Annotated in this window: 3 protein-coding genes; 2 read left to right on the plus strand and 1 reads right to left on the minus strand. The window is 49.5% G+C overall.

Translation table 11 applies throughout. The features are described from left to right. Positions 1-268: 268 nt before the first annotated feature. The gene (locus ACOMG9_RS21060; protein WP_448218340.1) at positions 269-7,627 is read right to left on the minus strand and encodes an AAA family ATPase; all 7,359 of its coding nucleotides are present in this window, start codon (positions 7,625-7,627) and stop codon (positions 269-271) included. A 266-nt stretch (positions 7,628-7,893) separates the two neighbouring features. On the opposite strand from ACOMG9_RS21060, the gene ACOMG9_RS21065 reads away from it, so the two are divergent. Together ACOMG9_RS21065 and ACOMG9_RS21070 are read left to right on the plus strand one after the other, a co-directional pair. Beyond that, the gene (locus ACOMG9_RS21065) at positions 7,894-15,843 is read left to right on the plus strand and encodes an AAA family ATPase (RefSeq protein WP_494529362.1); all 7,950 of its coding nucleotides are present in this window, start codon (positions 7,894-7,896) and stop codon (positions 15,841-15,843) included. Between the two features lie 228 nt (positions 15,844-16,071). Then, positions 16,072-17,055, plus strand: a complete 984-nt coding sequence (locus ACOMG9_RS21070) for a transposase (RefSeq protein WP_448218342.1) — start codon at positions 16,072-16,074, stop codon at positions 17,053-17,055. Positions 17,056-17,187: the final 132 nt, after the last annotated feature.

A 17,187-nucleotide genomic window follows, 5' to 3' on the forward strand; every position in this document is an offset into this window, starting at 1 on the left:
GTGTTTAGACCTGTAAGGTGTGATTAAAGTTCCATTTCAACTGTTACCCCTCTGCAGGGTTGTCCGGCCTGCTGTTCCGCTGCACTGAATCAGGTACTCAGTTAATGTTTCCATTCCTGCGGAGGAGTTCGTCATTCCGGCGAAGGCGGGAATTCAGCGCCAACAGTGGGACTCCGCCTTCTCGGGGATGACAAGGCCAGGGTGCACCGGGCAACAACCATTAAAGGAAGTTTCCGATCTCGAAAAACTCAACATGACCAAACGGTTATCAGGTATCCAATGCGTCACAAAGCGAATTCAAATTCACGGTACTCAAAAACTCTTCGGCAATTTTTGTCATATCACGGGGTTTGAGTACCAGAGCGTTATTGGCGTTGAGTACCTGCTTCAGGTAGGTATCCTCAATACAGTCGTGCATAAGGGAATAGGTGTCTATTTCTGACATCATGCTGTAAAGCTCTCCTGGTGAAGAGGGATCGTGAGTGCCATAGTTGCCTCTATCTTTGGTTCGCCAGTTGTAAGCATCGATCCAGCAATACGTTAAACTACCGCCTTTCGAGTGTGTTAATTCATACAGATAATGACTGTAGGCCTGCTGAATCGCTTGCTTGCACTTGTCTTTTAAATTATCCACAAGTTTTTCTTCCTCTAACGGCTGCAAGTCCGGGCGTTTCTCAACTTTTTGTCGACAAAGGGCTATGACCTTGTCTTTGATCAATGTTGCGTCCCAGTCAGGTTTTCCTGTGATAATCACCGGACGATGGTTTGCCTTGCCGGAAATGAACTGCACAAATGCAGGGTTGTGCACTAGCATTCGTTCTATGTTCGGAATGCCCTCAGGATTGTCCGTCCAGGCGGTCTCTACAGACGAGTTGGCAATTTTACCTTCAAGGAATGACGAAAACCCATCATGACCATGAGTGATGAAAAAGGTGGAGGTATCACTTGTGTTCTCTCGCAAGCGTTCATAAAAAAATTGCCATGACTGGCTATTTTTTTCCCTGGACAAGAACGTCTGATACCACTTTTTCAGGCAACAGGCGGCTTCAACTTTCAGTTCATCGGAGTATTTTTCCATATACATCAATAGATAATGAAAGTCATAGGCCAGCTCGGGATAATTCTTATCGTACGGCAGTGGATCAAGCCAACCCGATGCCACGGCCTCACGGGCAAAGAGAGTAACCGAAGGTCTGGCTAAGTGCAGAATATCCAGCATTGCCTTCAACCACTGGTGAGGGCTTGCTCCACCCTGAACAATGATTTTTGAGTGTAATGACTTGAGTGGTTCAGTGACCTGATCTTCATCACTGTTGGACAATATTGCTTTTACTGCGTCCGACATCGGCCTTCCGTTATAATGGTTTCTGGACCCGGGACAGACCAATGCCTTCTCGTCATCGCCCAAGGCTTCTGTCTCCAGCGACTCCAGCATTAAGACACCCATGGTAAATCCGGCTAAATCTTGTTGATTCCAAAGCCTCTCTACCATTTGGGAAACAGTCATATGGGCTTGCCGTAATGGACGGTTTGTCTCGAGGGCTTTTTTCAGTTCCTCAAGGTTCATGTCAAACACCTTGGCCAGAGCTTGCTGTTGTGCTGAATCAGCACTTTTCAGAAGATCTTTCAGCAGATTCCTGATCTTCTTTGATGCCCTGGCGTAATCACTGAAGTTCCCGGTGGGTTGGAAGTCAGGACTGATTTCTATTGTCTGCGCAGGGGCCCCGCCCAAATCCAACGATTTCCAGGTTTGGCCTCCATCTTCGGAATACTCGGCAAAGCAGTGGACAGAATTGTCCATTTGCCGACAGGGAATCCCAAAGTAACGACACAAAGCAACAAAAACAGGCACACGATGACGACAGCTACCTTGCCGCTCTGTTACCAGGAATTGAAAGAAATTCTGACTTTCCTCTGGTTCAGACTTACCGGAAAACTGTCTGCAATAGTTATTGATCGCACAAATACGTAGTAGCTTGGATTTAGCGTTTTTTATGGCCTGCAAAAGCTCCTGTAATTCGGTTGGGTGTTGGTTGGTGGGTGCAAACAGTTCGTCCAGTACCTTTTTCATGCCTTCTGAACAGTGGGTGTCAGAAGCTGTTAATCGTTTTGACAGGGCCTCTTTATCAGGCGATTTTATGCCCGGTTCTCTCTCTTCTACGATATAAGCGATCAGAATACTCTGGCTGGCTTTGGCCTCTGGAATAGTCAGTGTGTGAAGCCCGGTACATCGATCCCTGACCAGTTTAAAGTCCAAATCGGGTTTGATACGCAGGGCCACGATATAGTCGTCAGGCGTCAGGCTGGGCAATGCATATTGACCATTTTTTGATCGCATACTCAGGGTCGCCAGCGTTTGATATCCGGTTAATGTCACTTCCAGACCATACTCTGGCAATCGTGCAGGCGTGAGGGGTTCGACTCTCTGAATGTCCTGATCACTCATGTCGATCAGTTCGACGTCACCCTCAACAGTGACATTAATATCCCTTGCCCACCAGCGGTACATATGGGAAGGATCTCGGCTATCAAAGACTTTATAATCGATAACGTTTGGCTTCGCCCGGTCCTCATAATTCGTGTTCTGGTCCAATGTCGAAGCCTGTTTCTCGTGAACTTCCGGATTGTATTTTTCAGAAACCTCAACCCAATGGCTTGGCTGACCCATTTGCTGATGCCAAAACCCGGGCCACAATTGAATGGCATTGGAGTTCCATGCACTTATCCGCCGCTCAGCTTCCTGAAGAAAAGGCTGGGAAGCGGGTAATTTCAGCGTTTGTTCCTCTTCTTCCGTCAGAGGAAAGACGCTATTGGCATCCACGCCTGTGCCCTCAAACGCACGGGTAAACCAGTGTTGCTGGCAGTGTCGGTACAGTGCCCGGGTGAGAATATCGTCCGACTGGTTCGGCTTCAGGGAAAGACCGGATTTCAGCCATCTGGCCTGGGCCACCATCCTGATAATTTCTGTTTTGGCTTCCTCTTTATTCAGATGACTGGTAATACGGATTTCGTGGTGTTTTTCATCGATGCTGTTGCGATCACTGAGTCGAATCAACCAAGGACGATCAATGCCCGATACCGTTTGGTAGAACCAATGGCTCAGCTCAGGCTCAGGCGCTCCTTTACCCATGGCAAGAGCCGATAAATTGGGTAGTTTCTTCAGCGATCTGTTGGCGGCCATCAGATAAAGCCGGTAGTGCTGATTGAGGGATTGATGGAGTGCTTTATCGCTAAAATCACCCCCTCTGTTAACCGATCTGGCGACATTCTGCAGATCAAGACTGGTTGGCTGTAATGGCAGTTTTTCCCGTTGCAGGTAAGCTCTTAAACGACAATGTTTCTCAGTCAACCATTTAGCCGCGATTTTTCCCTGCGGGTCTTGTGGCAACACTTTTTCGGCAATGGCCTGCAATTCTGCCGGGTTATACTGCCGGATGGGCAAATGCCGAAAACGCCCTTTCAGCGCCGGTGATAAGGGTTTTCGCCCGCTGTACTCAGGCGGGTTGATGGTGGCAAACAGGTGGAAACCCGGATGGGCGTCACCGGCCAGAATATCGTTTAACTCCCCTTCCAGATGCTGGCTGTCGATCAGATTCATTTCCGAAATCACCACGATGCCGCCTTCAATTTTGGCCTTCTGGATCTTTTCACACACTTTGTCCCAGTAACAGTCGCAGGCATTCAGGTAAAAGACTTCTGGCATGGACTCTCTCTGTCGCCTGGCCTCCTGTCTGACACTTTCAATCACCAGGTTGAGCGTGGCATCCTTGCCCCGTCCCGCCGGGCCTTCAATCAGTGTCGCCTGACGTCCGTCGTGTTTTCTGTTGAGGTGATAAGCCTGCTGACAGCGAATTAAATCCTGTCCGAGCCATTGCACCAGCTCACAGACTGCCGATCCGGAGGTATCAAAGTCTGGTCGGAATTCTCTGGTGACTGTACAGAAGTTCTGCTGAATATCTGACAGGGTCTGGTTACGAACACTGTCGCTTAGGGTATTGTTCGGGTGGTAACGGGCAGCAAACCAGATTTCCAGTGCCGACAGGGCATCCTGATGAGTTTCAGTGATTTCCGGCCCCAGTACGTCCCGAAAACTGTGTTGGATCAAACTGTTTATTTGCGCACAGGTCACACTGCCGCAAGCGGGCAGGGCACGATCCAGATACCAGCCCACCCAGCTGCAGATATCGGTTAAATCCCTGGGGGTAAACTCATGGTCGGGCAAGAGTTCCTGATAATATTGCCAGAGTGCCATCACGCTTTTGGTAGCACTGTGTGCAATGTCGTTTATTTGCTGCTCTGGCAGATGCCGTTGTAAATGCTTGACCAGGGCCGGTTCCACCACACTGTCCCGAAGGAATGCCTGGTCTAACCGTGGGTAGTAAGCCCTGGGCAGCTTCTCTTTCAGGGCCGGGTCCATTTGGCGCCCGGCGTAATGATCCGGGTTGCCGGTGAGAATCACCCGGTGTTTTGGGCTGACTTTGACAGGATGGCCATTCACATAGATGCAAGGTTGCGGTTCCCATAAGCCGTTCAATGATGCCAGTAATCCGGTTTTGGCCAGGTTGGCTTCATCCACAACCAGAGTGACATAGTGTCCATCCTTCTCGGACGGAGTCTTGGCCCATTCCATCAACGCCCGGTTTTGCTGCGCCATAGAGCGGTCGCCATCGGCGTGTTGTTGCCACTGCCAGCGTTTCATCAGGGTCTGTTCGCTGTCGGAAGGTCCAAGAGAAATCACCGCAGCCTGTCCTGAAGCTTTCGCCATTTTGGCAGCAAAGTAACTTTTCCCGGTTCCGGTTTCTCCCTGCAGGAAGATAACGGGAGAGTCCGCAAACCGCTCATGGAGTCGGGATAAGCGACGACTTTCACGATCTTTCTGACTGATCTCGCCGTGATAAAGATCCCGGGCCAGTGCCGACAAAGGCATAGCAGCGGAACCCTGCCATGTCAGTGATACAGACAGTCGATTTTTTATACGTTCAATGCCTTCTGTCTTGGAATTCGCTGTTCTGGCCCCATGAAAACAATCGGCGGCCAAAGCATGAAGGGCATCGGATAGGGTCTGCCCCGATGGCAAAATTAATTGCCAGCCAGAAGCCAGTGCATCCTGCAAACGTTTAATCTGTCTTGATGGTCTGATGGCTAACGGTGGATGTTCTTCTGCTTCCTCCGGATCAATTTCGAACTGATAGGCTAAAGCATCTCGTTGTTTTTCAGGCCTATGGGCCAGGATCATGGCACAGAGCCTGTCGAGAACGTTTTCTTCGCCCCATGCTGGAAATGGATATTCATAGACCAGTTGTAATTCGATGCTTTTAAATACTGCCTGATCAAAGGCTCTGGCCAGTTGCCACAGGTTCTGCCTGACAAACTTTCTATCCAACCGCCGGGAACTGTTGATGATGGCGTTTAAACGATCCGGGTCCACCGAAGCCGTTTGATCCTCATCTGGCGTCTTATCCGGTAACAAGTGCCAACAGGCCACTTTCATAAAATCCCGTACTGATGGGTTCTGCCGGGTGCCATGGGTGATAACGCTATCGATGGCCTTACGCCAGTGGCGGGGTAAAAGCTTTAAGGACTGGTCAACCTGCTGTGCCCGCCGGGCGGCCAGTATCAGGTTTTGCAACAACCCTTCGGTCATTTCTGGTAGCGGGTTACAAAGGTGAGCAGGTACGGTTTCAAACGCCTGGTAAAGTTTATAAAGCGCCTGTTCTGGCAGTTCAGCCCGGGAGATTCTATGTTTGACGGCATTGATCTCCCAGAGATCCACCTCAGGACAGGGCTTACCCTTGGCAACCATCGAACGAAATATTGACGATGGGCTTTTTACAGACTCAGGCCAGAGCATTGTGACATGAGCTTGTGGATAGGCCTGTAACTGCCCATTGACCAGCAGAGGTTGGCCAACAACCAGAGGCTCCAGAAGCTGCTGAAGAATTGGATTAGTTTCCAGCCCCCGCAATACCACCGGCTTGCCAGCGGTCAATGCCTCCTGCAATTTACTCTGACGGCGTCCGAAATATGCCTTTTGTTCCGAGGTGATATGGATATTATCAAATAGCTGGCTGAAACTGGTCTGTTCATTGACCCGGATCACCAGAGGGGTTCCCGGATGATTATTGAGCCAATGGCTGGCCTGGGCAGCTTGCTGATGGGTGAAGGTATTAAAGGCGGAGCGAGCCCTCATTTTTTCCTGCAGGTAAGACAGAGGCTGCTCATTATTTTCTGCCAATCCCAGAGCTTTCGGCTGATGTTTTGAATGAGCCACCTGAAGCAGCGGCTCTACCCCAGTTGTCTCGCGAATCGACTGCAATGAACCCAGCAAACGAAACCAGAGAGTCTCAGTCAGGGGAGAGGTTACGGTAACTGCACCACCGGCCCGAACCTGTTCCAGCAGGCTGGTATTAGGAACTGCAATGCCTTCCGGGTGAATGGCAATGGGGCTCAGCCATTCCCTGATATTATTCTGGTTAATAACGATTGGGTTTTGAGGTGCGTGCTTTTTATCAAGTCCTTTGTCACATTTTTTTTCATGAGAGTGTGACAGGCTTTGGAACAGTGAATAAAGCTCGTCATCCCCAACCGGCATCTGATAAAACTGAACATCGTCGGGTAATGGACAGATCTTCCCATTACTCTCAAAGCACTGGTGCGCCAGCATCTGTCGAATGGTCTGTTCAAAGGCGAGATCTTCCCAGTCAGCTCCTTTCAGAATCACCCGCTGTCCGCTCCTCAATGACTCAAGCCTGCCGGGGATATGCCGGATTCGTCCCTGTTTATCCACACCGGGGCCACCCAGCAGCAACTGTCGCCAGTGACTGTGCAAGTGGCAGTTAATTAGAAGGGTATTGTCGTCCATGACAGTTTCGGCAGAGGGGAGTTCAGCCAGTAGCTTTGGAACCTCGTCGATCTCCATCGATGGATCATTGCCGGTTTTTGCGTCCAACTGCCAGGTATTGTCCGGTCGATTAATTCGCCGCCAGAAGTCAGCCCCCGGGGCACCGGCCCCCGGTATATCCTCAAGCCTGCCAACCGGTCTCAACTGTTCAGGGTCTGCCAGCACCAGCAGAGCAACATGCTCGCCCAGGGGGCGCTTCTCCTTGCTGACTTTGTCGTACAGACAGGGGTTATCCGGGTCCAGCAGGTCGTTAAATTTGGGCAGATCCTCGCTGGTGAGCTTTCGGATATCGATCACCAGGGTGAGTGGCTGCGAACCTTCAAAGAGTTTGCCCGGATAAAGGGTGTGGCGACCCTCTTCGGAAATGCTCAACCGGCTCACCAGATTAGCCTGTGAGAGCTCATCGGGGTGGGAAATAAGGGTGACATCCCGATGTTCATCGCAGGTCTGAGCAACTAAAAGCCGACGAACGTCATCATCATTGGTGACAAAACGAAAATCGAAGGCATGAGGGGTCTTGCAGAATGAGGAATCCGTTGAGGATACGGTTCTTGTCCGGTCGGGTGACTTAATCTGAGGTGACGATACATTGAGTTTGGCCATGACATCAGAGCAGATCCCGACATCATTTGCTGATAATTCCAGCTTTGGTTTCTTGGATGGTACGCCAGTATCAGAGCCACTATCAAAAACCGATTTGTTTATTTCCCTTATTCCACCATCCATGGTCAATCTCCCTTCCTGATGTCTTTTGAAGAACTGTATTGAAACTGATTGATTGTTTGACCTTAGGATGGGATTAAAGTTCGATTTTGACTGTTACCCCTCTATAGGGTTGCCCAGCCTGCTGTTCGGCTGCACTGAATCAGGTGAGGCCGTCGCATCTGCCATGGTTGCGGCTCTCTATTTAAATGGAACTTACGTTTAATCTTAAGGTCAAAATATATAACAACTTCAACTTGGTTCTTCAGATCGCAGTAAGGAGATTGACTATGGATGGTCAGATTGATGAAGGTACAAAAAAACACGCTCTGGATCCTAACCTTCTTGATCATGGCGGGCATGGCGTGGCAGCCAAGATAGCAAAGCTGGATTTATTATCAGAACAAGAGAAGACTGTAAGAAGCTGCTCTGAAGTAAGGTCCAAACTAAAAAGATCGCCATCTTTGGAGACGGTGCCTGACAAAGTCAGAACCGTCTCTTCAACGAATTCCTCGCTGCCAAAGGCGACTCATTCCTTCGATTTTCGTTTTGTCGCCAGTGATGATGAAGTTCGACAGCTTTTGACTGCCAGAACCTGTAATGAAGATGTTACTGTTATTTCCCACCCCGATGACCTCTCACAGGCTAACCTGGTGAGTCGGCTGAGCATTTCCGAAGAGGGTCGTCATACTTTGCGCTCGGGCAAGCTGTTTGAAGGTTCACAGCCATTCACTCTGGTGATGGATATCCGACAGCTCACCAGCGAAGAACTGCCCAAATTTAACGATCTGCTGGACCCGGATAACCCCTGTCTGTATGACAAAATCAGCCAGAAAAAACGCCCCCTTGGCGGGCATGCTTCTCTATTGGTCCTGGCAGACCCTGAACAGTTGAGGTCGGTTGGCGCTCCGGGTGCCGATTTCTGGCGGCGAATTAATCGTCCGGGAAATACCTGGCAGTTCAAGGCACAGACCGCCAATGATTCATCGATGGATATCGATAAAGTTCCTCCGGTATTGACTGAACTCCCCTCTGCCGAAAGTGCTATGGAAGACGGCAATACCGTTTTAATTGACTGCCATTTGCACGGTCACTGGCGACAGTTGCTGCTGGGCGGTCCCGGAGTGGATCAAGAGGGTCGAATCCGGCACATCCCCGGCAGGCTTGAGTGTTTGAAAGCCGGACAACGGGTGATTCTGAAAGGGGCCAACTGCCGTGATCTGGCCTTTGAACAGACGATTCGGCAAATGCTGGCGAAAAAGTGTTTTGAAAGCAATGGCAAGATCTGTCCGTTACCCGACGATGTTCAGTTTTACCAGATGCCGGTAGGGGATGACGAGCTTCATTCACTGTTTCAAAGTCTGTCCCACTCTCTTACCAGAGAAGGTGTCAAAGAAGATGACAACAGAGAGAACGCGTCAGGAAGCCCGATCATTATTAACCAGAGTAATATTGCCCAATGGCTGAACCCCATTGCCATTGCCCCGGAAGGCTATGCAGTCCCTAACACCTGTCTGTTGGAACAGGTTCGAGCGGGTGGTGTCGTCACTGTAACCTCGCCCCTCACTGAGGCACTCTGGTTTCGTTTGCTGGGCTCATTGGCGACTATTCGCGCGACCACCGGCCTGAAGCCCCGACTTCAGGTAGCCCACTGGAAACAGCAGCCGGAAGCCCTGGGATTGACAGAAACAGATGAGCGCCCTTTGTTCGGGAACCATCAGCAACAGAAAAAAATCAAAGATCATGATGCCTTTGAAGCAGTCACTTATCGGCAACATGCCGAGGCAAGCCAATGGATCAATGATCACCGGGGAGCACCTCTGGTCATCCGGGTCAATGAACAGACTTGCTTAAGTCAGCTATTTGATAATCTCTATATCACCTCAGAACAAAAGGCGTATTTTGAACGACGCCAGAGTGACTTGCAGAAGGCATTAATTGCTGGCAAGCCAGTGGCATTCCTGGGGCTCGAACAAAATCCATCCCTGGCGCAGCTGTTGGAACCTCTGATGATGGGTCAGCCTCTGCTGGTCAATGGCCAATTACAGGCCTACCCCCGGGCTCATGTCACCCTGCTCTGGCCTGAGTCTGCGATAAGCCCATCGCCAGTATTTCGTTCGCTGGTTGCTGCGGGTAAGCCGTGTCCCGAGGTCGATCTCTGGGATATCAATGCCCGCAAGCATGGTATCTCCCGGACTGAACTGCCAGAACAAGCGCTTAAGCAACTTTACCAGGCGTTTGAAACCGTCCCTGGCGGCCTTTGTAACCCTTTGCCTGAAATGACCAAAGGGTTGTTGAATAACCTGATACTGGCAGCCCAACGAGCACAGCAGGTTGACCATGCCTCACAGCTTTTACCTCGCCACTGGCGCAAGGCCATCGATAGCGTCGTCACCCATGGCACCCGCCAGCATCAGTCCGTGCGTGATTTTATGAAAGTGGCTTGCTGGCAGTTGTTACCGGATAAGACGCCGGATGCTGATGAGAAACCGGATAAGGATCAAACCGCCTCGGTAGACCCGGATCGGTTAAACGCCATCATCAACAGTGCCCTGCCATTGAATAGAGTGTTTGTGGAACAGAACCTGTGGTCACTGGCCAGAGCCTTTGACCCGGCAGTATTTAAAGGTAACGAATTACGACTGTCCTATAAAAGTCCATTTCCAGAGTGGAGTGAAGCAGACGTTCTCGACAGGCTCTCTGCCATAATTCTGGCCCATGTGCCCGAACATCAACGAGATGCCATAGCGTATCAGTTGGAAATAAGTCCGGCGGCAGCAAAGCCCTGGCAATCGTTGGCCATCAGGCCAGCAAGGCAGATTAAACGTTTGCAAGATGCACTGGCTTGCGGCTGGCACTTACCTTTACTACCGGGGCAGACCCGATCCGATGCCATTCACGCCCTGGCCATCGATTGTTTCCACATTGCCAGAGGAGAATATGTCACAGAGAATCCCGCAGAAAGCATTGAACGCATAGAAAATCGACTGTCCGATTCGCTACAGCCGGGTTCTGCTTATAGGCCATTGTCAGCACTGGCCCGGGATCTTTATCACGGCGAGATGAGTCAGGAGGATCGTGAAATCCGTCGATTATCCCGGCTCCATGACCGGCTTACGGACTCTCCCGTTCTATTCCTTGAGGGAGAAACCGGCACCGGGAAAAGCTACTTTTCCGCCAAAATGGCAAAGGCCTCAGGACAGGCTGCGGTCATTTCCCTTGGACCTTCCGACAGCGAACAGACCCTGATGAAACACTGGTACTGGAAAAAGTACGCCGATGGCGATCGCTCTATGGCACAGCAAAACCGGGCTCTGATGGAATGGGCCAATACCCCGTCCGACAAAGACGGACACTATGTCACCCTGGTACTGGATGAAGCCAACCTGGCCAAAGCAGGGTTGCTGGCATCATTGAATGGCTTATGGGAACCAGAACCCTGTATCTATATAGACGGTCAACCTGTCAAGGTCGGCCCAAAACACCGGGTGATTCTCACCGGTAACCCGAATCATTACGCCGGGCGCCAGCTCGACCCGGCCCTGAAAGAGAAACTGTCCAGGGCTTACTATCCCCGCCTGGACCAGGCTTTCCTTCGGGACAGAGTAGTGGAACCGGCTCTGGTCAGGCAGCTACAGCGGCATCTGCAGGACTACGACCAAATCAACAAGATTGCACATGAAGCCACCGAGAGTGTGATGGCACTTTGGCGGTACTATCAGGAACTGTTGCCCGAGCATGAGTTTACCCCCAGGGATTTAACGGATATCTGCAGTTGGGTGGGCTGGTATCTGGACCGTGGGTTATCTAAAGGAGACAGTGTTAGCTGTAAGCAAGTGAACAGTCTGATCCGGCAAAGTTTTCGGGATGTGCTGGGTCCCGAAATCACCGAGACTCATCAGGATGCACTTTTGGCACTGGAAATCTGGTTTGCTGCCCGTTATCAACTGGACAACACCCTGAACGACAAAGTTCGTACACAGAACCTGAATGATATACAGCAGCCCTTCATGGAATACACCGAAAAAAACCGACCTGAGTTTGATACCTCCGGATCGGCAGTCATTGAACTGGCGCAACAGCTTGGACAGGATTTAAGTCGCTGTCAGCAGGCTTATCATCACGAGATAAAACACGACGGCCGTCAGGCGACCCTGATTGAAGGCCCGGCCGGACGGGGTAAGGATGCCACGCTGAACCTGGTGATTGAAAGCGCCAAACAGCAGGCCAGACTAAGGCAAGAATCCATGCCAGAGGTCCATCTACTGAATGCCTGTGATTGTTCCTGGGAGCAACTGTGTGAAGTAATCCAGAAAGCAAAACTGGAAGGCGGCATCGTGGTGATTTCAGAAATGAACCTGATCGACAGCCAACATCTGGAAGGTGAGTTAAACGATATTCTGGCCGGTGACGCCCATCCGGGCTTCCACCTGTTCGCCACCATCAACCCGCCAGAATACAGCGGGCGAAAACCCTTATCACCGGCGCTGAAAGGGCGTTTTCGACATTTGCCCATCCGGCAATACAACCCGGCAGAATTACAAACCATCGCCGGGAAAGTGTTGCCAGAGTCCTCAGAAGGGACATCCGCCGCTAAAAAGCTAACAGAAAAACATTGTCTTTTAAGGGCTCATCTGCAAGGCAGAAAACTGCCATTGCAGCCGACCAGCCTCGATTTACAAAATGTCGCCAGGGCCGTCTTCGCAGGAGGCGATTTTAGCGAAAAAGCCGTTCATCAATGCCTCAATCAGCACTACCGGCTTTACCTGATGGCTGCCAATATATCACTGGAGAAACTGCACGAGTCACCGGCTCTTGCCATGGAGAAAAGTGAATTTAGTTCCGGACTTTGCCGTTGGTTCAATCAAATGGTATCGGGCATTAGTCGTCCGTGGCTGATACGAAAAAGTGATTGCAACAGTATTGATGACAAAAACCATGAAATTCGTATTAAGACCCAACTGACTCCGGAGGAAGCCAAAACGGAAATCATCAAGGGGATAGCTCAGGCAGAATGGCAGGCATCCGGTCTTTCCCTGAAGCCGGACGAGTCGGACGACATTCTCACCCGGGCACTTTACCGACACTGGCAGCAATGCTGGTTTGATCGTCAGTTTGGCCAGTCGGGCGTGGACGCCAGTAGCCTATTCCCCCTGACGGAAGAAGAGTCACAAACGCTGAAATTGTCTATTAACCAGCCTTATCTTCAGACAGCTGATCAGCGGATAGAAGCATGGGAAGCCGGTGAAGTTCAATGGTGGCCTGCATTCTGGCGTCAAATCAGTGGTCTGCTGAACCATTTTGTAGACGATTTTATTAACGAAACTCCAGCTGTTAGCGCTTATAAAGCGCCTGAACAAAACTTGCCAAAAGTTCGGGAGCAACAGGCTTCGGCACTGGATCAGAGAACGAACCGTGAGCCACAACCCGTTAATGAAGTATCGACTATCAGCTCTGATAAAACGCCTGAACAAAACATGCCAAAAGTTCAGGAGCAACAGGTTCCGGCAGTGGATCAGAGAACGAACCGTGAGCCACAACCTGTTAACAAAACTTTGCCTGCCAGCGCTGATAAAACTCCTGAAAAATACCTTCCAGAGGCCCACCTGGAAAAGGCTCCGAAGTTGGACCGGAAAACGAATTATGAGAACCAGGAAAGGCCAACCGTTAAGGAATATAAAATTTTTGATACGACGCAGTTTCCTTCCGCAATGATGCGCCTGTTGGCAGAGGATGTTTATGTGTCTCCTGAGGGCAATGTCAAACAGATCAGTATTAATGATCAACACGTACAGGGAGCCGAAGTCCTCGTACCTGCAAGGTTGCCAGAGCCTGACCAGGAAGTGATATTGGCCAGAGATCAAACGCTGGCAACTTTTACCTGGCCATCAAAAAATGGTCAGCTTAAATTGCCCAGCCTGACGACTAAAGACTATATCGTGGCCCTGCGTATGAAACCCGGTTTTTCATATACCCTGCTCAGGGATCGATATACCGGGCTTCACACACTGTTTATTCCGGAAGCCAAAGACAACCAGAATATTGAATTGGCTTATATCGTAGAATCCAGAAAAGCGGGCAAAAAAACACCTGTTGAAGAAGTCCGACCCGCACAATCAACACGTTTTGACACCCGCTGTTCAGAAGGGATGAGAAGCGTACTGAAGGAAGTGTTTGATAACATTAAGGGGCAACCAACCGAAGTACAGATACCTTTGCAGAACATAAAAGACGCCAAAAATACAAGGCAACGCATTATGGCGATCAGGGACTATTGTAAACAGTTTTCCGGTAAGGCTGAGCCGAAAAAAACGAAAAATTACTTTCACTTCCTGGTAGCACAACGGCAGGGGCGCTGTCGTCATCGTGTGCCTGTGTTTGTTGCTCTTTGTCGTTATTTTGGGATTCCATGTCGGAAAATCAGAAGCTATACCCATGCCTTTGCAGAGTTTTCTGCAGATAGAGGCCAAACCTGGGAGTCAGCGGATTTGGGCGGGGCGCCTACTCGGGATATAAACATCCTGTCCAAGTTCCAGCCTCGCAAGCAGGTCAGTGGTTCTGGCACTCAGTCGAAGAAAATCAAGGATATCCTGAAAGATGCTGATTTAGCACAAAAGGCAGCTCTGGCTCAAGCCATTGGTTTGAGCCCTGAGGAATTGAGCAAAGCCCTTGAGCAAGACACTACATTGCCGGTATCCCAACTAGACACTCTCGAAGTACTTAAGGAACTTTGGAGGCGAAAAGATTTAGCCAGTTTTTCATTGGGCGTCGCAATGATTGAGTCGCTGGATACAAAAGAATTGAGCGATGTCAAGCATGAATTGCTCAGTAGTGAGACTCACCCCAATCGCAAGAATGGATTTCCCGATAGTAAGCCTTGGTTCGACTACGACGATAAATCTCTCATTAATAGTCTTTGGACTGGTCACGAGGATCTGCCTCCCAGTCATATTATTCGCGGCGATAGGCATAACACTAAACCTGTGTCAGAAGTAGTAAAAGAATTATTGATCTTCAGGCATGAAGATCAGGTCACTGAACCACTCAAGTCACTCCATTCAAAATTGATTGATCAGGCCGGAGTAAGCCCACAAAAGTGGTTGAGTGCAATAGTGGATATACTGAAATTCCCTTGTATAAATAGTTCGACTATTCGCCTTGCCCATGAAGCACTGACATTGGGTTGGCTGGATCCACTGCCGACCGATATGGTGGGGGCTCATGAACATCACGATCTGTTGGTGCGTCTGCAAAAAATCGATGCACTGAAGGTTAAAGCCACCCGTTGCCTGAAAAAGTGGTATCAGGAATTTTTGTCCAGGGAAAAAAATAACCAGGTATGGCAGTTAGCTTATAAAGACTTCCTGGAGAGAGAAGGTGATGTCATGTTCGTCGAACATCGGCATGGCGGGTTTTCGCGACTGCTTGAAGAGAACATTGCCAGTCAATCTGTAAAAAGTGCCTGGACGGAACAACCTGAGGGAGTTCCTGATATAGAACGAATGCTGGCGCAACAACCCGCATTTTCGAAGTTCATCTCAGGGCAGACAAACCACCGTCCGGTAATTATCCTGGGGCAACCTTCCTGGCAAGACAGTGTGAGTAATGAAAAAATCGAAGCCCTGTTTCAACTAAAAATCAAGAACACCCCCGATTTGAAGGCGGTATTGGAAAGAATCAATAAAAATCATGTAAACAGCGATCAATGCGCCCATAACTTGCGAGCATTGGACAAAGCATTCAGGGAAGCTGGGGGCAATACACAATCTCAGGCTCAAAAAGAGGAATATAAGAAAAAACGGAATGAACTCCTGAATAATTACACCCTTAGTTTAAAGACCCTTACTTCGTCATCAAAGGACAAAGAACTTTTGAATCATTTAAAAGACAAATGCAAGAAAGCGATACAACAGGCCTTCTGTCATTACCTGTATGGAGTAACACACTCGAAAGGCAGTAGCTTAATGTATTGTTGGGCCGAAGCTCGCATAGGGTCTGAGACTCAGGAGAGCGACAACTATGGCACTCATGCTCCATCCTCACCAAAAGAGCTATACGCCATGATGTCTGAAATTGATAGCTCTCGCGAATGTGAGCACAGGTTTAAAGATGCCTACTTAAGGCAAGCACTCAACGTCAGTAATGCTCTGGTGCTCAAACCCGGTATGCTGGCAGCCATCGCCAAAGAATTTTTGAGCAGCGTGAATTTGATCTCGCTTTATGAGTCATTAGAGACCTGATAAAGAAAAAAAGAAAAAAAAAGAAAAGAAAAAAAAGAAAAAAAGACACCCACAAAAAAAAAAGACACCCAAGAAAAAAGAAAAAAAGAAGAAAAGAAGAAAAGACACCCATAAATTTGTTTAAGAAAAAAGAAAAAAAAGAAAAAAAGACACCCATAAATTTGCTTTCCCATCCACCTGGTCTACTTTTTCACCCATCACTGATTTTTTACCCAGACAGGTGAGTTCATGGCCCAAGCTCGCAATACTCTGATTGACCCCGGCTCAACGCCTTATTACCACTGTATGGCAAGATGTGTTCGTCAGGCTTACCTCTGCGGAGAGAACCACCTGACTGGCAAGAATTACGAGCATCGCCGCCAATGGGTGGTGGATAAACTTCAGGAACTGGTTTCAGTCTTTGCTATCGAAGTTTGCGCTTACGCTGTCATGTCGAATCATTATCATGTGGTTTTGCACATCAATCAGTCATCTGCCAGAGGCTGGTCACGGAATGAAGTGCTTCATCGTTGGACGACCTTGTTCGCAGGCCCGCTTCTGGTGCAAAGGCATCTGGCCGCTGACAAACTGGGCAGCGCTGAGTTGGCCCGTATCGATGAATATGCTGAGGAATACCGGCGTCGTTTAACGGATATCAGCTGGTTTATGCGCTGCCTGAATGAACATCTTGCTCGTGAGGCCAATAAAGAAGACGAGTGTAAAGGACGCTTCTGGGAAGGACGCTTTAAAAGCCAGGCATTGCTGGACGAAGCAGCGTTACTGACCTGCATGACCTATGTTGACTTGAATCCGATTCGGGCTGGAAAGGTGGAAACACCGGAAGCATCAGACTACACGTCGATTCAGGAACGCGTGGAGCAGGTTACACATTCTGAGACTAAAAAGCAGCCGCTGACCCTGAAACCTTTTTGTTCGCAGGGCCAGAATACGGACGTTGCCCTTCCCTACCTTCTTCACGACTATCTGGAACTGGTTGACTGGAGTGGTCGCATTGTCAGAACAGATAAGAAAGGTTCCATCCCGTCGCATATCCCTCGTATTCTTGAAAGACTGGAAATTGATCCGGATGAGTGGATGAAAACCATGCAATGGAATAATCGTTTTTATCGGGCAGTTGGCCGTCTGGAGGCGATGAAGGCTTATGCACTTGAAGCGGGACAGAAGTGGCTTCGAGGTTTAAATGTCTGTAGTCGTTTGTACCTGACAGGTTAGTGCAGAAGGCAGTTAAGAAATTAAATACTTTCTCTTTATCTCTCCTCGACTTTAAGTCGGAATAGTTTTGTGTTGTCTGAATCATGGCCTGAGCAGCCTCTTTTCGTGGGATGCTTCTGTATCGGAGTTTTT

The sequence above is a fragment of the Endozoicomonas sp. PH6C genome, assembly GCF_059322965.1.